15 protein-coding genes and 1 tRNA gene are annotated in these 17,821 nt (G+C 62.7%); 6 read left to right on the forward strand and 10 right to left on the reverse strand.

The features are described 5' to 3' along the window. Nucleotides 1–478 precede the first annotated feature (478 nt). From Rhe02_RS03915 to Rhe02_RS03935, 5 genes are all read right to left on the reverse strand, one after another. The gene (locus Rhe02_RS03915; RefSeq protein WP_203906648.1) at nucleotides 479–769 is read right to left on the reverse strand and encodes a helix-turn-helix domain-containing protein; all 291 of its coding nucleotides are present in this window, start codon (nucleotides 767–769) and stop codon (nucleotides 479–481) included. Nucleotides 770–794: 25 nt separating this feature from the next. After that, the gene (locus Rhe02_RS03920) at nucleotides 795–1,169 is read right to left on the reverse strand and encodes a type II toxin-antitoxin system RelE/ParE family toxin (protein ID WP_203906649.1); all 375 of its coding nucleotides are present in this window, start codon (nucleotides 1,167–1,169) and stop codon (nucleotides 795–797) included. A 478-nt stretch (nucleotides 1,170–1,647) separates the two neighbouring features. Then, a complete protein-coding gene (locus Rhe02_RS03925) occupies nucleotides 1,648–1,854 on the reverse strand; it encodes a hypothetical protein (protein ID WP_203906650.1) in 207 nt (68 codons plus the stop codon). Between the two features lie 328 nt (nucleotides 1,855–2,182). Then, nucleotides 2,183–5,338, reverse strand: a complete 3,156-nt coding sequence (locus Rhe02_RS03930) for an ATP-binding protein (protein ID WP_203906651.1) — start codon at nucleotides 5,336–5,338, stop codon at nucleotides 2,183–2,185. Then, on the reverse strand, nucleotides 5,335–5,991 hold the full coding sequence (locus Rhe02_RS03935; protein ID WP_203906652.1) for a hypothetical protein: 657 nt from the start codon (nucleotides 5,989–5,991) through the stop codon (nucleotides 5,335–5,337). Before Rhe02_RS03935 ends, Rhe02_RS03930 begins: the two co-directional genes overlap by 4 nt. A 662-nt stretch (nucleotides 5,992–6,653) precedes the next feature. Here Rhe02_RS03935 and Rhe02_RS03940 point away from each other — a divergent pair. The 4 genes from Rhe02_RS03940 to Rhe02_RS03955 are packed head-to-tail and all read left to right on the forward strand — an operon-like array spanning nucleotide 6,654 to nucleotide 11,155. Beyond that, complete coding sequence (locus Rhe02_RS03940; RefSeq protein WP_203906653.1) at nucleotides 6,654–7,319, forward strand: Abi family protein; 666 nt, start codon at nucleotides 6,654–6,656, stop codon at nucleotides 7,317–7,319. A 12-nt stretch (nucleotides 7,320–7,331) separates the two neighbouring features. Then, nucleotides 7,332–8,612, forward strand: a complete 1,281-nt coding sequence (locus Rhe02_RS03945; protein WP_203906654.1) for an AAA family ATPase — start codon at nucleotides 7,332–7,334, stop codon at nucleotides 8,610–8,612. After that, complete coding sequence (locus tag Rhe02_RS03950; protein ID WP_203906655.1) at nucleotides 8,602–9,513, forward strand: hypothetical protein; 912 nt, start codon at nucleotides 8,602–8,604, stop codon at nucleotides 9,511–9,513. Before Rhe02_RS03945 ends, Rhe02_RS03950 begins: the two co-directional genes overlap by 11 nt. A gap of 7 nt (nucleotides 9,514–9,520) precedes the next feature. Next, complete coding sequence (locus Rhe02_RS03955; RefSeq protein WP_203906656.1) at nucleotides 9,521–11,155, forward strand: DUF262 domain-containing protein; 1,635 nt, start codon at nucleotides 9,521–9,523, stop codon at nucleotides 11,153–11,155. 858 nt (nucleotides 11,156–12,013) lie between these two features. Here the strand turns inward: Rhe02_RS03955 and Rhe02_RS03960 are convergent. From Rhe02_RS03960 to Rhe02_RS03980, 5 genes are all read right to left on the reverse strand, one after another. Beyond that, a tRNA-Ala gene (locus tag Rhe02_RS03960) sits at nucleotides 12,014–12,086 on the reverse strand. An 82-nt stretch (nucleotides 12,087–12,168) separates the two neighbouring features. Beyond that, nucleotides 12,169–12,753 carry a YqgE/AlgH family protein gene (locus Rhe02_RS03965; RefSeq protein ID WP_203906657.1) on the reverse strand — a complete coding sequence of 195 codons (585 nt, stop codon included), beginning with the start codon at nucleotides 12,751–12,753 and terminating at the stop codon, nucleotides 12,169–12,171. A gap of 53 nt (nucleotides 12,754–12,806) precedes the next feature. Then, nucleotides 12,807–13,349, reverse strand: coding sequence for a nucleosidase (locus Rhe02_RS03970; protein WP_239123321.1), 543 nt, complete (start codon nucleotides 13,347–13,349; stop codon nucleotides 12,807–12,809). A 444-nt stretch (nucleotides 13,350–13,793) separates the two neighbouring features. Beyond that, nucleotides 13,794–14,633, reverse strand: a complete 840-nt coding sequence (locus tag Rhe02_RS03975) for a hypothetical protein (protein ID WP_203906658.1) — start codon at nucleotides 14,631–14,633, stop codon at nucleotides 13,794–13,796. A 26-nt stretch (nucleotides 14,634–14,659) separates the two neighbouring features. Continuing rightward, nucleotides 14,660–14,953 (reverse strand): hypothetical protein, encoded by a 294-nt coding sequence (locus tag Rhe02_RS03980; protein ID WP_203906659.1) that lies wholly within the window; start codon nucleotides 14,951–14,953, stop codon nucleotides 14,660–14,662. Nucleotides 14,954–15,157: 204 nt separating this feature from the next. Here Rhe02_RS03980 and Rhe02_RS03985 point away from each other — a divergent pair, with 204 nt between their 5' ends. Continuing rightward, the gene (locus tag Rhe02_RS03985) at nucleotides 15,158–17,122 is read left to right on the forward strand and encodes a M28 family metallopeptidase (RefSeq protein ID WP_239123322.1); all 1,965 of its coding nucleotides are present in this window, start codon (nucleotides 15,158–15,160) and stop codon (nucleotides 17,120–17,122) included. 126 nt (nucleotides 17,123–17,248) lie between these two features. Continuing rightward, a partial coding sequence (locus tag Rhe02_RS03990) for an FAD-dependent oxidoreductase (protein WP_203906660.1) occupies nucleotides 17,249–17,821 on the forward strand: 573 nt, incomplete at its 3' end.

Consider the following 17,821-nt stretch of genomic DNA (forward strand, 5'->3'; position numbering starts at 1 on the left):
GCCATGATTGCTGCCTTGGACTTGTTAGCTGCGACCCGGCGCCAGACCGCGACCGGGCAGCAGCGGAAGGCGGGACAAGCACCGTCGCCAGCTAGCACATGCTCGACCCGCTGCGCCCTGCACCGAACGGCAAGCCAACGCTGCGAAACAACAAGCCACACTGCGCCGCTCATCCGCCACGAATTTGACTAAATGCGTGCCGCCACAACGGGAATGCCTCGACTCTCATCAATAGAATCGAGGCGTTTGTGCTGCACAAGTTGGTGGAGATGTGGGGACTCGAACCCTGACCCCCACACCGCCAGTGTCCCTTTCGGTGCTTTGCTCCCATTGGATGCCGCCGGACCTGCGCCTTCGATCGGGCAGCTCGGCCCCCCTTCGCCTTTTGATCAACTAAGGCTGCGTTGGCCCGCACGTCTAGGAATCTTGACGCACCAGCCGCACCGCGCCGATGAGGGGTGCCTGCTGCAATCACCGCTCACGCCGCGAACGAAGCATGCGGCCGAAACGCGATGTCAAGGTCCGCGTTTAGCGCTGTAGCCAGCCTCGCCAGCAACGGCACGGTCGGAGTGGCCCCACCAGACTCCAGACGGGAAAGCTGCGGCTGAGTCATCCCCGCCCGCTCAGCGAGCTCAGCCTGCGTCAAACCGAGCTCGACACGCCGATCATGCACCATCTGACCAAGCAGCAACGCCGCACGCGCCTCCTCGTAGGCTGCAGCATGCTCCTGCGCCCCGGTCCGCTCCCAGACAACGTGTCTTCTCGTCATCGCTCGCACCTCTCCCTAGTGCTCCTCACAGCCACTTACGCTCATACACCTCACGCGCCGGTGCATGCTCTTCGTGGCCCGCAGCGCACGTCTGCTGCGCAGCCACCGCCCGCGCCACCTCGGCCCGCTCCACCTGCCTGGTCTTGCGAAACACCGTCAGCAACACCACCCGAGCACCCGGCGCCAGCCAATAACTGATCCGCACCGCGCTGCGCTCAAGATAGAACCGCAACTCCCGAGTCTTACCCGACAGATGACGCGAATACGGCTCCCCCAACGTCTCCGCACTATCGGCAAGGATGTCCGCCATCGCCTCGACCTTCGCGTAATCCTTCAGCGTCAGTGTCTCCAGCCAATCCCTGACCTCGGGCTCCAGCTCGATCACATAGCGATCCGGCACCCACCAACGATATACCTTCCTCGGTATATCGTCCAGCCCGATACCTAAGCTGCCTCAAGCAGCGGCATGAACGGGTCAGTTCCAGCCAGCAGCCACCACAGATGATCAATTTTGTGTACCGCTGCCATTTCCGAGCAATGACTGGCCGCCGAGGACGCCGGGCCGTTGGCGGACGCCGACCAGATGATCCTCATGGACCTGGCGATCGGCCTGGCCGAGGTAGGGTCACTTCGCGCAGGCTGCGGCCGTGCAGCTGGAAATCGTGGCCGGCTGCCGGGCGACCAGTGCGCGGGGCAGCTGGCCTGAGTCGTCCTTTGCCATGTGGTCCTTGTTAGGTTCGACGATCTATCTTGATCTGGCCGGACAATGCGATGCGAGCATCCACGTGGAACACCTGGCTCTCACGCTGCTGCGCCGCATGTCCAAAGCCAGCCCGGGGTGGCTGACCACACACGCCATCCGGGCTGCGGGATCCTCGCTACGGTTTGCCGACTGCGGTCCCCGGCAGGAAGCGCGGGTACTGCTGGAGGAAGCCGTGGCCGTCTGCGGTCAGCGACCAGCCGAAGGTCCGCAAAGCAACCTCGGATTTGGACAAGGGGTCCGAGCATCGCTGTTTGCCCGGTCCGGTGCCCGCGGCGAGCGACTCGAAGCCGGTCGAACGGCTCCGATCGGCGTTGGCGCCCACCAGGTCCTCCAGCCGGTCCTAGGCCTCAACCATTGGTCCTTCGGCGTCAGGCAAGCCTTTGAGCGCCAGGCTCCACGCCATCGCTGACGCAATCGCAGCCGCCGCAGGCCCTCAACCCGCGCAACGGTTGGCCAACCTCGCAACCCTGATGCGCCGTCGCCCCGTCCGCGCATCAATTCTCTTCGCTGGACCCGTCGAGTTCCAGGCCGCCAACCAACACCGCGCCAATCAAGCATCATTCGCAGGTCTGACAAGAAACCCGCACCGCGCTCAAGGCGCGGCTGCTCAAACCCCCGGTTCGATTGGACAGCCGCGCTGCTGGGCCATATCAGGCCCCAGCCCTCGCTCGGTCGAGGATCTCCTCCGGGGTCAGCGCGCCGCTCGGATGGTGGCTCAAGCACATGGAGATCGCGAGCTTGCGGAAGGGCAAACCTTCGCCCATCGCGTAAAACTCCCCGGCCGTGAGCCGGGCGATGTCCATCACAGCGCTTCCTTTCGCTTGCGCCATCTCCTTGGCGGCGGTGATCTGCACCGGGCTGTTGAGGAAGCCGTAGAACTGTGTTGCCGCGTTGCCCACTATCCTGTTGTGGATGCCACGCGGTGCCTGGGTTGCGAACACTAATCCCAGACCGTACTTGCGCGCCTGGCTCGCCAGCGCGAGCGTGCTTTCAGTGCACGCGGTCATCGCGCCCGATGGTGCCAGCGTCTGCGCTTCGTCCATGACGAACAGCCCACCCAGCGGGCGGTCGTTCGCTGGGTTGACCTTTATCCAGGCGAACAGCGCCATCTGAAGCTGGTTGACAAAACTTTGCCGCTGTTCGGTCGTCGGCAGCCCGATCAGGCTGATCACCGAGATCCGCGCTCGCTTGCCTGGCCCCGGGGTCAGTAGCACGCCCGGGTCTAACGGCACCCCCGATCCACCGAAAAGCGGATCATTAATCATTGCCGCCGTCAGCGTCTGGGCCATGTCGTAAGCGAGCTCGCTTGCCTTGTCCAGTGAGGTGACCCCTTCCGGCAGCTCCGCCAGCATGTCCACGAGCCCGGCCAGATGTGAGCCACCTTTGCGGGCGTAATAGCCCAACGCCTCTCGCAGTACGGCCCTGCCCCTATCCATTTTTGACGTGTTGCCACCCACCCGTGCTCTGGGTGCCAGTGCTGCCACGGCGCTGTCCAGAGCTAGCTCTAGTTCGTCCGGGTCTCCGAGGACGGCCTTGAAATCCGGAAGCGGCTGCAAACTGAGTGGACGCCCTGATTCGCGCCGCGGCGTCCACACCATCACTTCCGTTTGATCAAAGTACGCGGTCGCCGCCTGCTCATCACCACGCCGCCAACTCGTCGGAGCCTTCGGCCAGGGATCCCCGAGTCGCGCCAAATCGTTGTTCGGATCGAGCGCGATCGTCGACACTCCCTGCAGCGCGCACTCTTCGATCAGACGCCTGATGAGCACCGTCTTCCCAGAACCCGACCCGGCGAAGATCGCCACGTGCTTGCGTAGTGCCGCCAGCTCAATATGAGCAGGCTCCCCACTCTCGGTCGTGAACCCGATCGGAACAGCGTCGGTCGCCACCTCGCTGGCGCCAGCCGGCTGGCCATCAGGATCATCCGGGGTAACGTCGGGCTCAATCGTAAATGCCTGCTCCTCGGGCGGCGGCCCGAAGATTTCCGCGAACAGAGTTGTGCCACTTGCTGGCTTCCTGTCGGCTAGCCAGACGTCAAGGAACGGCTCGTCTTCATCGAGCATCCGGCCGAGCGCATGAAACGTGCGGAGGTCGTCTTGCGACACCTTACTGATCACGCCACCCAGCGCCTCGAACTTCTCACGCTTGGACTTGCTAGCAGGCCCGTTCGGCCACGGCACGTTCCGAAGCAGAACCGCGCGCCGGTGAGGAACCTTTGGGTCGAGTGCAGCAAGCCGCATCACCCGTTCAACCCTTGGCAGCACGGCCGAGTGGTGAAGCTTGGCCAACCCCCGGAAATACCAGAGCCCGTAGTCATCCATTTCGGCGTCGAATGTCTCTTTCAGCGTCGCATGCGCCGTTGGGCTGCCGCCCGCCCCCGCGAACACAGAGAAACGCTTGCGCTCTTGGCTATCCTTTTCCCGAACCCACGCCTGCAGTCCCGCCACGAGAAGGTCCGGCATCATCTTGTCCTCGAGGTCCTGGTCCAGCGCGCCAGAAACCGAGGCATGATTACGGTAGGTCTCAAGTTGGCGGTCGAAGGTATCAAGAACCCCAGCGCTGACGGTGCTGTCTATGCTAGGCGCCTCCGGAAGCTCGACTATTGGCTGCTCGAAGTCGGTCAGAATGCTCGCGGTGCCAGCCTTCAAGCACTGCCGAATGTGTGCGTCGACCCTTTGCAACAGCGCGCGTGGCGTGTAGTCAGGCGCGTCGTCGAAGGCAGTTGGAGCGATAGGCCAGGTGGGGAATGGAGGGCTAAAGCCGGCTGCCGCAAACCGTGGGGCGAATCTAGTCGCCACAAGTTCCATCCCCACTGAACGTGATGGGATCCTATGCAGCCGTGCTTCATGTCTAAAACGAGCCCGGAGGGACATGAGGGTGTTGTTGCAGATTAAGTCCCACGCTGAGGTCAAGCACGAGGCCACGATCACCGTGCGGCTGAGCTGCTCTCGCGTGGCCATCAGTCCCTGGCCGATTGCGCCCGCAAGTTGATCCATTTCTGGTGCCGACGCTAGGTTGTCCTCCAGCCGGTGCGACTTTACCGATCGCATGATCTGCGAGAATGCGGGGTCAATCTGATCGATGCCCAAGAGGCTTGGACCGGTCAGCGAGAGCAGGTAGGAGACCTCTCTTACAAGGTCCTCCGGCGTCCGGGGCTTGGGCGGCAGGCGCCACTTAGCGCAATCTTCCGCGCTCTCCTCACCGAGACTGGAGGTCAAGTAGCCTTCCCCGAGATCTCGCAGGTGATCATCCCATGCGGCCATCATGACCAGGGCACGCAATGTGTATTTGTGGCTTAGATTTATCCGTCGGTCTGAAAAGGAGACCCGTGCAACGAAGTCCTCGAGAGCATCGCTGGTGAGTGAAGACAGGCCGGTCACTCGATCACGAAGATCACTCGAAACCATGGCACGGCGGGCCAAGCCATCCAGTAGCATAGTGAGCTGGTCACGATGTTTGGCAGCAGGCCGAACAAGGCCTTCAACGAAGGCCTGAATGACGATTGGGGCGAACGTGCCGCCGTGTGGCATCCCCAGTAGGAAGAAGTAGCCGCCCCGGCGTTGCACCTGTTCGCGGATCCAGCTGAGCATATGAGTTTTGCCAGAGCCATGCTGGCCCTCAATGACCACGCCGAGCGGGTTGGCTACGACTTTCTCATCGGCTTGGTCGAGCGCCTGCAGAACAGTTCGTGCAGCTGAGCCGTGAAGTCCTTCAACATGGTTTACCGGAGAGAGCCACACGTCCTCCTGGGCCGGCGCCCACTCGAATCGGACGTTGCTCAGCGCGCGCAGCTCCTGGTCGCTCATTGCGCGCCCATCGAGATGAAGTGCTTGTCTTCACCACCAACACGGATGGCGGCGTCGTGCGCTTCCTGCGGAAGCGCCTTGGTGTTGGGATCGGGATCGAGCTGAATCGTGCGCTGGCGGTCCATCGCCTTCAGGGTCTTGTTCAAGACGTCACGCGGAACCATAGGTAGATTCCCACGAAGCTTCACCAGGCTGACAAGTTCTCCGCGACGCTTGGCCAGTCGAGCGTAAGTGGACTGGATCTGGTGTTCAACCGACTGTGGGTACTCGGTTTTCGCTGGCCCAGGCTCAGGAGCAGGTTCATCGCCGAACACCTGATCCGTCTTGATTCCGTGTTGAGCCATCACGTTGCTCAGCACGTTAGCCATCGCATAGAGAAGCCTCACGCCGACGGAAGTCCCGGCGGGTGCCTGCGTAGCTAGCTCCTCGGTTGCGCGATCCCGGCCTTTGTCGGTCAATGTATGAAAGAAGGCGCCGCCTTTGCCCTGGTGCGCTGTGATCAATTTGGTGCTCACGAGCTGCTCACGAGCATCTTTCGCAATTTTGAGCGCGAAGCGCTCGTGAAGTGCGGTGTTTGTGGCGGCCTCAGCTCCGAAGAGGAGAAGGGCGAGGAGCGCCTGACGTGCGGGGGCGCCGAGGGAAGCTTCAGGCATAGTTGTGTTCTCCGGGTGTCTGAGGTGATACGCCGAAAGAATTTACGAATCACCATACGTAGTTTCGGAACGAGCGGAACCAGCCTTGCGGGCCCGACGTGCGCGCCGACCATCCCCCGAGTGTGTGGGTCATCTGAAGAATGATCTGACGACATGGTCGACGGTCAATTGTTGTTGGAGAGCCGGGTGTGCCTACTTGGTGAGTCGAGCTGGGACGTTCGGCGGATTGGTTGCTGTAAGACGCACATGAACGTCTATCCTTATCGGACTGTTGTACCAATGCATGGCTTTGCATGTGCGCCAGCGCTTTCGGATGGAGTCGTGACTGATGGCGGCATGACTGATCCCTCATCGCTGCTCCAAGGCTGGGCGGTGTAAAGCCCTCGACCATATCAGCTCCCTTGGATGGCCCTGGTGTCAGATCTTGTACAGTCCGAAGATGATCGAGGTTAGGAAATGTTTGTATCCGCGGTTGACGGCGCGCGTGGAAGCAGTGCAGATTGATTACCCAGCAACGCCAAGCGGCCGCGGCCAAGCCGCTGCAGTGAATGAGCGGACTACATGACGGCAGACGTAGTGAGGCCCCGGGGACCTAACCTCTAGGGCCAGCGGTCACTCCGGGGCTTTGGCTCAAACCTAACACCCGAACCGGGAAGGGCGCAATGACTAGCGGCGACTTTTGGTATGAGGATTACCTGGGACACGAGCGCTTTGAGAAGTTCTTCGTGGCAGCGGAGAAGAATCGCACGACGGCCATCGCGCTCGTTGAGTGGGACCGGGAGATGCGCGGCGAGTTGCAGAAGGTGTTGGGGGAATGGGAGATCGCCATGCGAAACGCCTACGACCTGACCATGCGGTCGTGGTGGGAAGGCGAGAAGCATTGGCTGCTCGACCCGAAGAGTCCAGTGCAACAACCAATATGGCACCGCTACGAGGACATAAATGAAGGCAGCAGACTGACAATCAGTAAAGCGGTAAAGCGCGCGGGACCGAAAGCCCCGATAGGCAAGGTGATCGCAAACCTCTCGTTGGACTTCTGGCGGTATCTCACGTCGAAGCGTCGCGAGAAGTCCTTGTGGGTGCCGGCGTTGCATCGCGCGTACCCGAAAGGAATGAACCGCGGGTACATAGACCACCGCATCGATCTACTTTATCGGCTCCGCAATCAGGTCGCTCACAACGAGCCCGTTTTCCACCGGCCGATCCGGCAGCACACAGCGACCCTTATACACACCTGCGAGCTCATCGTGCCCCCGCTTGCCGACGCCATATTCGAGAGGGCCAGCATCTCAACGCTGTGGGCCAAGTGTCCGATCAATCTTCCGTAGACGGAGCCGTTTATGTTGACGAGATTGGCCTTCAATAACTTTAGATGCTTCAAGGATCGGCAGGAGTTGGATCTGCGTCCGGTGACGGTGGTGCTGGGGAAGAACAACTCTGGCAAGAGTGCTTTTACCCGCGCTGCAATGGTGTTCCAGACCGGGTTCGCCACGGATACGACCGAAGCCAGGCGGGCGCCGATGGACCTGGACCGCCTTGGCCACGAGAGCGTTGCCTCATTCACCGACCTTGTGTATCGCCACAGCCCTCACGGTCACATTAACGTGCAAATTCTGCTAAACGACAACAGGGTGCGGTCGATCGAGGCGCAGATCCAGAACATTGATGGCGAGAGGCGTCAGGTCGTGTCGAAGCTGTTGCTAGAGCTGAGCTTCGGCATCTGGGAACTCGTCTGGAGTCACAAAGGCAGCGAGTACCAGCAGAAGTGGACCGCGCACGACGGTGGATCTAGGATCGACCATGGGATAGTGGAGTTCCAAGGGTTGGTGCCGAAGTACCTGCCGCCGGTGCTGCAGCCCGGACGCGAAAGCAGTTTCGAGCTTGCCCGGCATTGCACATCGGCTTATGGCCGCATCAGATACCTCTCGCCGTTCCGTGAGCCGGTGCGCCGTGAGCATTACCTGCCGGTCGGCACACCGGAGACGGTAGGAGATCACGGCCAGCATTTCGCTGCCGTACTTGCCCACGACCAGGTGCGCGGTGGCGGCCGGGTTCGGCAACGGGTCAACGAGCTGATGTACGAGGTGTTGCCAGACTGGTCGCTGGAGGAGATGCCGGACGGCCGGCTCTTCACGACCGTGTTGCAGTCGCGGGTAGACCCGCACCTAGTGGTGAACATCGCTGACACTGGCTCAGGGGTGGTCCAGCTGCTGCCGATGCTTGTGCAACAAGCGCTTGATGATGTGTCAGGGCAGAAGGAGCCAACGCTCTACATCGTGGAAGAGCCCGAGTTGCACCTGCATCCAGCCGCGCACGCCCAGCTTGCCGACCTGTACTTGCGGGCAGCGAAGACTACCGGCAACCGGTTCCTTATCGAAACGCACAGCGAGTCGCTGCTATTGCGGTTGCGGCGGCGTATCGCCGAGGAACTCGCGTCGCCTGACGACGTAGGCGTGTATTTCGTGGAGCATGATGGGCGGACTGCCAGCGCTCGGCGCATTTTCATCGACGAATCGGGAATGCTCAGCTTCTGGCCAGACGGCGTCTTCACGGAGGATTTCGAGGAGGTAAGAGCGCTTACCCAGGCGCAGATGCGGAGGTCGGCCAGCCGTGTGGGTTGATATAGAGGGCGAGCTCTTCCTGGTTGAGGACGGCGATAACTTGGATCACCTGCTGGAGATAATCAGGTTCACGATCCAAGGCAGACATGCGTGGACTCCCTCGCCAGACCTAGCGATGGTCGCGATAGGTTTCCTGGAGACAACCTTGCCTAAACACGCAAGCTGGCGTGAGTACCTACTCAACGCGAGTAAGGCGTCGGCATGGCATTCGAAATCTGACCAGGCACAGCTGACCATAACCGCGAACAACTTGAATGACGTCGCACACGACCTCGCCTTGCCGGCGGTTGTGGTTGTGGAGAATAGCCGTAACGATGGCAGCTTTCTGAAAGCAGTTTTTGCGGCCTACGCACCGGAGTTGTGCAAAGCGAGAGAAAGCAATTGGCTTGAATTTGGTCACTGCGGCGGCAAAGGTGAGCAGGATTTCGTAGCAGGTCAGGCTGCGGCGAAGTTTAAGCACGTGGTGCGGGTGCTGGTAGTGAGAGACAACGACGATCGTCTGGAAGAACTTGACGACGACCCCGGGAATTGGCCGCCGGTTGAACCTGTGCTGCATATCTGGCGTCGTCACGAGGTGGAGAACTACCTCCCCGATGCTGTCCTATATCTCTCGGATCATCCGGAGGCGGCTGACCTCATCCGGTTGCTAAGGCAGATGACTGCCAAGCAGCAGGGCTTCATCGACATGAAGGAAGGCCTGCCGAAGAGCAGCCCGAAGCCGCTGTTTCAGGACTTGGACAGCAAGTCCCAGAAGGTTTGGAGGAAAGGGTTCGGTAAGCACTTTCCCAAACCGCTTGTGCCGGAGCAGGTTTCGCTTACCGTTGACGACTTTCGCAGACTGGGCGAAGACGTGCATCAAGAGCTGAGCCATCTGATGAGCAAGATTCGACGACTTGTGTGAGGAACCGATGACCGCCTTGAACAGCACGATGTCTGAGATCGTCATGATGGACGAGCTGCTGGATCGCGTATCCACCGGCAAGCTGCGGGTGCCGGTCTTCAACCGGCCGTTTGTGTGGCGGCCCGAACAGATGCTGGAGCTGTTCGACAGCATTGAGCGTGGATATCCGATTGGGAGCCTGCTGGTATGGCAGACGGACGAGCCGGTGCAGAGCTTGAGCCAGATCGGCGATATTGACATCCCGGATCCCGAGCCCGGCTCCAGTGTGGCCTATATCCTCGATGGCCATCAGCGGGTCTCGACCCTGTTTGGGTGCCTGATCCGTCGTGAGGGCGCGGTCAAGACGGAAGACCATAGGGACTGGCGGTGGTGGGTTTACCGGGATCTGCGGGCGAAGGAGAAGAACGCCCGCTACCGCCACTACCCGAAGAGCGACACGGTTCCCGCGCACTACCTTCCGTTGCGCTCGGTGTTAAGAACGCTCGACTTCTTGAGGTTCTCCCGTGAACTTGTCGAGCAGGAGGGTGAGCAGGCCGTTGATGACTTGATCCAGGAGGCCGAACAGATCAGCCAGCGGGTCAAGTCTTACAAGATTGCCCTGAGCCGGCTTGTGGGCGGGGATCTCAACCAAGCTGTCGAGGTGTTCTCGCGCATCAACCAGAGCGGCCAGAAGATCACGTCGGACCAGATGGTGTCGGCATTGACGTTCCGCCACGGCGAGGAGGTGACTCTCGCGGAAAGGATCGACCGCATCGTCACGCAGATCGCCGAGCTCGGCTTCGGTGAGCCGCGGCGAGAGACTGTCTTCCGGACGGTGCTGGCCATAGCCGGTGAGTCTGATGTGATGGCGCCTGACTGGAACGCGGTGGTGAGGCGAGTGGATGGCAGGGTCGCGACGGCCGCACAGGACACAGCCGAGGCAATGAGCGCTGCCGCTACGTTCCTGCAGACTGAAATCAAGGTGCCGCTCTTCCGATTCCTTCCCTACGCTCATCAGCTCATGCTGTTGACGGTGTTCTTCCATCACCGCGCCAACCCGTCATCGGCACAGCTGGCCGCGCTGCGCCACTGGTTCTGGACAACTTCATGGACGGAAGCGTTCGCGAGCGCGAACTCGACGGCCGTTCGTAAAGCGCTCGACGACATGATCGGCTTCGCGAACGGTCACGGGAAGCTGGTTTACAAGGAGTTGCCAGTTGAGCCTATCCCCGAGAAGTTCAACCTCAACAGCGCCCGCACGCGCGCCTATCTCATCTGGGAGCTGGCAGCATTCCCCGAGCGCAAGACGCCTTCCGGGGAGCCGATCGATCTGGGGAGGTTGCTGGCGACGAGCGACTCATCGCTTTTCCGGCAGATTATCGACCGCGACTACCGTCCGGCGAACAGAGTCATCCTGCCAACTCCGGCCGGGCTATCGGTAAGGCAAGCGGTGCTCGCGATGGGGGTGTCTAAGGATCCCGGGTTGCTGGAGAGCCATGGGATCCCGATGGCGGCGTGGAAACGCCTGAGCAAAGGAGACGGATCAGGTTTCGTAAACAAGAGAAGTGACTACCTAGCCGAAATGATCGTGCCGTTTGTGCGGGCGCTAGATTTGAACGCGACGGCGGAATTGGTCGGCTCCGCGGAGGAGGACACGGAATAGCTCGCGGGTCGTAATCGATCGGGCGGCGAGCGAACACAAATCCGCGCAGCGCCTTTTGAGCAGATGTGGGCCTAGCGGACTGTGTGCCGGGGCGAGACTGCTCGCCGGGAGGCCCCGGAGCCTGGACCATGCGATGATCTCCGGACGGACCGCGAGCGAGATCGAACCCATCGATTCGAAGACGGCAGCCGTCGTTGACTCGATCTGGACGACTTGGACCGCGACCCGATGCAGTAAAACGCCACCGGGCCATCACGCTGGTTGCGAGCGCGCAGCAGCATGTTCTCGATCGCCGCCCCCGTACGTTCCGGCATGCAGGGCCTTACCGTGCATTGTCCATCGCAGGATCATGCTCATCACGGAGCGCCGCGGACCGCTCGACCGAAATGGATCGACCTGGCACAGTGCTCGCATGGCATATGCGTGTCGTTAAATTCCGGCGTAGTAGTCCTCCACCTAAAGCGCCAAAACGCCGCCGCACGCGCACATCATCTCGTAGCCGTAGTTGAAGTCGATGGCCCTGTCTTCCAGGACAGGCATGGCGAGGGCGCTCTTGCCCATGCCGCGAGGCTATTCGCGATGCCCGACAGATCGAGACAGGTGCAATCGGCGCAGACGGGGCGTGTCGCCGCGCAGACCAGCGGAGCCCTCGCCGGACCCGTTGGGAGAAAGACCAAGTGGCTGTCACGACATTGCGAGGTCCGCTACCCACTGCCCTCACGACCCCGCCACCCGTGCGACACGCCCGAACCGACGCCGATTTCATGGTTGGCACGCCGCCATGACCCCAGAATGACCCCAAAATCAAACATCTCGACCCCCATCAATGGAGCCGAGATGTTTTGCCTGCTAGATGGGTGGAGCTGAGGGGACTCGAACCCCTGACCCCCACACTGCCAGTGTGGTGCGCTACCAGCTGCGCCACAGCCCCTAACCTGGTGAAGCTGCCCCGCTGTGCGAGGCAACCTGCGAAATAGTACACGTGCCCCGGATGATCGCGAAATTAGGGGCCATCAGTTGAGGTGGACGTCGGGTGGGTAGTTGGCGACCGCGGCCGTCATGCCGCCCTGACGGCGCAGGACTAGCTGCCAGAGGTCTTCGGGTTGGCTGAGGAAGGGGTCGCTGGGGAGGGCGCTGAAGACGAACCACGATCCTTCCTCGATCTCTGCTTCCAGCTGGCCTGCGGACCAACCGGCATATCCGTGATAGACCCGGACATATTCCAGGCGCTCGGCGACCTTGCCGGGCTCACGGGAGAGGTCGATGGTGCCGATCTGGCCCACGACCCTGCTGAAGCCCACGAAGCCGGCTACGCCGGCGCGGGCACGGGCGACACAGATGGCCGAGTCGGCGCCGACTGGACCTCCTTCGAACAGCACCGGCGGCCCACTTACGAGCGGCTCCCACCCGGGCAGAACTTCGCTGACCGACACGCCGGTGGGCCGGTTGAGCACGACGCCAAGTGCGCCGTCGGCCTCGTGGGCGAGCAGGAAAACGACGGTTCGCTCGAAGTGCGGGTCGCGCAAAGTGGGCATGGCCACCAGCAGGTTGCCGGTATAAGACTTCACCACATCTCGCCCCAGGTCTTTCGATGTCATCCACGGATCACGTGACGGCATGTTTCGCACCCTAGCGGGTCTGGCGAGAATTTCTAGGACGTAGCCAACCACGCGGCTAGAGCGCGGGAAGATTCGGCGATGGTCGATGTCCAACTCTTGATGGCGGAGTGGTCGGCGTCATCGCTGACATGTTTGACCATGCGCACTGGTATGTCGAAAGCCGCGGCGGCCGCAGCGACCGCGTAGCCCTCCATGTCGACCAGGTGGGCGTCTTCGGCGAGACGGTCGCGCACCGCCGGGTCGGAGACGAAGACGTCGCCGGTGGCCAGCACCAGGCCCTGCGCAGCCAACTCGATGGCCGCGCCGTAGCGCCGCCCCGTCAACGCTTCGATCGAAACGCTGTCGAAGTCGTGCTGAATGACAGAACCTATTTCGTGGGTACCGGACAAGCCCGGCCGAAGCCCGCCAGCCGTCCCCAAGTTGATGATCATGCTGGGCCGGGGCGCGGAGGCGAGCCGGCGGGTCACGGCGAGGGCGGCGTTGACCTTCCCCACCCCGGTGATCAGGATCGGCAGGTCGATGTCAAGGTGAGCCGCCTCTTCTTCGAGAGCGACCACGACAAGAGGCTCGGGCACCCCCGGAAGTTTAGGCCAAGCCCTTCACGGACGGCCCGCCATATCGCGCGAGCCCACCAACAGAGAGCCCCCAACACCCGGGCCACCGAATCCAAACTCCGACGCCGCGCGAGAGCCCCAGGACCCTGAGCCGAGGAGCCCGACCCTGACACCGCGAGACCACCGAGCAAAGGTCCCAGAACGCCGGGCCGAGGAGCCCGACCCTGACACCGCGAGACCACCGGGCAAAGGTCCCAGAACGCCGGGCCGAGGAGCCGGATCCGGGGGTCGTGAGGCCGGCGGGCAGGGGCCCCCTAGGCCGGGGGCCGAGGAGGTTGACTCTGAGGCTGCCGGGGATGGCCGGGGGCTCCGGGCTGTGCGCTGACGCTGCGGGGTCGGCGAGGAGGGATTTGAGGGGGGAGTAATGGCGGGCGGAGAGGGGAGGCTATCCGCCCGCCATCACGTTCATTGGGGGGTGCGCGGTAGCGGGCTGCCGGAGATGTCGAGGATGACGCGGTCGCCGACGGGCTTGGACAGGGTGACCGACACCGGGTGGAGGATCAGCTGGGCTGTGCACGCGCCTTCGGGCGGCATGCCGATGCGTCCTCCAATCACGACGATGTCGGCCGACTCCCACGCCAGGGGGGTGATGTCTTTGTCGCAGGCGCCGACGCCGAGCCGATAATCGATCTTGTTCGCGGAGACGGCTGTCAGGTCTTGAGCGCTCACCAGGTGGGTGCCGGGATCGAGCGGCTCTTCTGGCGGCACGGGAAGGGGCTTTATCGCCTCCGGCGAAACTGCCACCCGTACCACAGGATGGTCAATGCCTTTGATCGTGAACCGCCAGGCGGGCACTTCCGCCATGCCCCGGCTGGTCTGGATGGGTGTGATTCCGGCCTGGGCCGAGGTCACCTCGAGAGCTGCCCGCCCATCGCCCGCGTCTGCCTTGTCGATGGCGCGATAGGCGGCATCCGCACTGAGCACGGGCACCTCCAGGCGTTTGCCGTCGGCGAACCTGATGGTGCCCTTGCTCGCTTCGGAGGCAAGCGTGGTCGACAGGGTGTATCGGCCCTCCGCGAAGGCGATCTTCAGCTCGTCGGAGGGGAAGCCCTCCTGGGGCGCCTGGGTGAGGTCGCCCATGGGCGCGAAGGCGTCGTTGACTCCGGCGGCTCGCCAAGACTGAGCGACCTTTTCCGCCCGTTTGTCGAAGGCGGACGAGGTCGATGGCGAGCCCGACTCGGTTTCCTGGGCGCATCCCGCCACCAGCGCCGCCGCCATGGCGACGCCGAGGAGTGCACGTTTCATGAACCCTTGGACGCAGCGGGAGGCTTCTAGGTTTCCCCGCCGAGGTCGACACCGTATGCCTGATACAGAAGGTCGGCCGCGCGCTGACGGTAGGCGGTGAGCCGCTCCATCAACACATCGGTCTGGGTGTGGTCGAAGTGCTTGGCGGAGTCGAGATTCTCCAGCAGCACATCGAACGCGGCAAGAATGTTGTGCCGGTCGGATTCAAGGCTGGCCACTACATTGGCCAGGCGCGGAGCGTCGGCAACGACCTCCCGCATCCTTGGGGACGGGTCCAGCACAGCTGACTTAAGTTCGGTCAAAGAGGCCTCACGGCTCATGAATCACCTCCGCGACTGATGTCCTCCTTTCGATGGTCGTCGCAGGCGGGGCCACTGTCCACCTCTCGGGCGTATTTAAACGAACGTTTGGCCGGACATCGCATGCCAGGCCGTTACATTGACCCCATATCCCCAGGCCACATGTATTCACACTCTTCGACATCTTGACTATCCTCGGCCCACCAACCCTGTGAGGAGATCCTTTTGCGTATTCACTCGCTGACGCGTTGCGTCGTGGCCGCCACCCTCATCGCAGCGACTGTCCTAACTGCATCGTCTCCCTCCGCCGGGCAGTCCGTTGCCGCGGTTCCCCCGGACATCTCGCTTACCAACGTCAAAGCGCACCTGGCTCAGTTTCAGACCATCGCCACCAACAACGGCGGCACCCGGCGATCGACCACGGCCGGCTACACGGCCTCGGTGAACTACGTCTTCGATCGGCTGACCGCGGCCGGGTTCTCGGTGACCAAGCAGCCCTGCACCTCAGGCTGCACGTCAGGGGCCGGACCCAATGTGATCGCCGACTGGCCGGGCGGAAACGCCGAGAACGTTTACATGTTCGGCGCCCATTTGGACAGTGTCACGGCGGGGCCGGGGATCAACGACAACGCCTCGGGATCGGCGACCCTGCTCGAGATCGCGCTGACGCTGGCTGCGCAAAACCCGACGATGCTCAATCATGTGAGATTCGGTTGGTGGACCGATGAAGAGCAGGGGCTCAACGGCTCCGAGTTCTACGCCAACGGGCTTCCCGCGGCCGAGCGCACGAGGATCAAGGGGTACTACAACTTCGACATGGTCGCCTCGACCAATGGCGGGTATTTCATCAACCGCATCAGCAGCGCCACCGGGCTGGTACTGAAGACCTACTACGACTCGATCGGCGTGCAGACCGAGGAGAACACCGAGGGCGCGGGGCGCTCCGACGACGCCTCGTTCAACGCGATCGGCGTGCAGACCAGTGGGGTGGCCGCGGGGGCCAGCCAGGTCAAGACCGCGGCACAGGTCGCCAAGTGGGGCGGCACCCAAGCGGCTTTCGACCCCTGCTATCACCGCGCGTGCGACACCAATCCGAGCAACATCAGTGACACCGTGCTGGACCGCAGCGGGGACGCGGCGGCCTACGCGCTGTGGACGCTGGCGGTGGGCGCACCTATCACCGACGACTTCTCGATGGCGGCCGCACCCGCGTCGGGCGCGCTGAACCCGGGCGGCTCGGTCTCCACCACCGTGAACACGACGATCACGCTGGGCAGCGGGCAGCCGGTCGCGCTGTCGGCCAGTGGCCTGCCGGCCGGGGCGACGGCCACCTTCAGCCCGTCGTCGATCACCTCCGGCGGATCGTCCACATTGTCCATTGCCACCACTGCGGCTACCGCTTCGGGAACCTATAACGTGACGATTACCGGGACGGGTACGGCGGTCACCCACACGACCACCTTCGGGCTCACGGTGAACGCCCTGCCGGGCTGTGTGCAGTCGAACGGCAACGACGTCACGATCCCGGACAACACCACGGTTTTCAGCGACATCACGATCACGGGCTGTGCAGGCAACGCGGGCACGGCGGCGACGGTAGAGGTGCACATCGTGCACACCTATATCGGTGACCTTGTGGTGTCCCTGCTGGCGCCCGACGGCAGCGCCTACGCGCTGCACAACCGGACGGGTGGCAGCGCGGACAACATCAACCAGACCTACACCGTGAACCTCAGCGCCGAAGTCGCCAACGGCACGTGGCGGCTGCGGGTGCAGGACGCCGCAAGCAACGACGTCGGGCGCATCGACTCGTGGACGCTCACGCTGACCGGGACGGCCCCGCCCGCGTGTGCAGCCGTGACGAATGGCACCGATGTCACGATCTCCGACAACACCACCGTTTTTAGCGACATCACGATTGCGGGCTGCTCGGGCAACGCGTCGAGCACGTCCACAGCTGAGGTGCACATCGTGCACACCTATCGCGGGGATCTGGTGGTGTCGCTGATCGCTCCCGACGGCACCGCCTACGTCATGCTCAACCGCAACGGCGGCAGCGCCGACAACGTCGACCAGACGTTCACCGTCAACCTGTCCAGCGAGACCCGCAACGGCACGTGGCGGCTGCGGGTGCAGGACGCGGCGGGCGGCGACGTCGGCTTCATCAACAGCTGGACGCTGAGCGTCTAGCGGCCTATTGAGCCCGGCGCATGACCACGGTCTGCGCCGGGCCTTCAAAAAAAATGAACTCTGTTGTAACGGCCATTTATGGCTCCCCTCTAGCATATAGAAAGATCCAAATGTAACGTGTTCTAAATGACGGCTGTGATGGAGTTCGATGTCGTGGTGGTCGGGAGCGGGGCTGCCGGAATGACCGGCGCCCTGGCCGCGGCGAAGCGCGGCTTGGCCACCGTGGTGATCGAGAAAGCGCCCGTCTTCGGCGGTTCCACCGCCAGATCCGGTGCCGGCATCTGGATTCCGAACAACGAGGTGATCCTCTCTGCGGGTGTGCCCGACACCCCGGCCAAGGCGGCGACCTATCTCACCCGCGTGGTCAACGGAACCTCCCCGGCCGACAAACAGGCCGCCTTCCTCGCCGCCGGGCCTGCCATGATCTCCTTTGTGCTGCAGCACAGCCCGCTGCGTTTCCGTTGGATGGAAGGGTATTCCGACTACTTCCCGGAGTTCTCCGGCGGAATGCCCAACGGCCGCTCTATCGAGCCCGCGCCGCTGGACGGCAACATCCTCGGCCCGGAGCTGGCCAACCTGAACCCGAGCTACATCCCAAGCCCGGCCGGAACGGTCGTGCTCACCACCGACTACAAGTGGCTCAATCTCATTGCGCGCCATCCGAAAGGGCTCGCCACCGCCGCCGAAATCGTCAGCCGG

Origin of the sequence: Rhizocola hellebori, from assembly GCF_016862955.1 — a bacterium.
GTDB classification, from domain to species: domain Bacteria; phylum Actinomycetota; class Actinomycetes; order Mycobacteriales; family Micromonosporaceae; genus Rhizocola; species Rhizocola hellebori.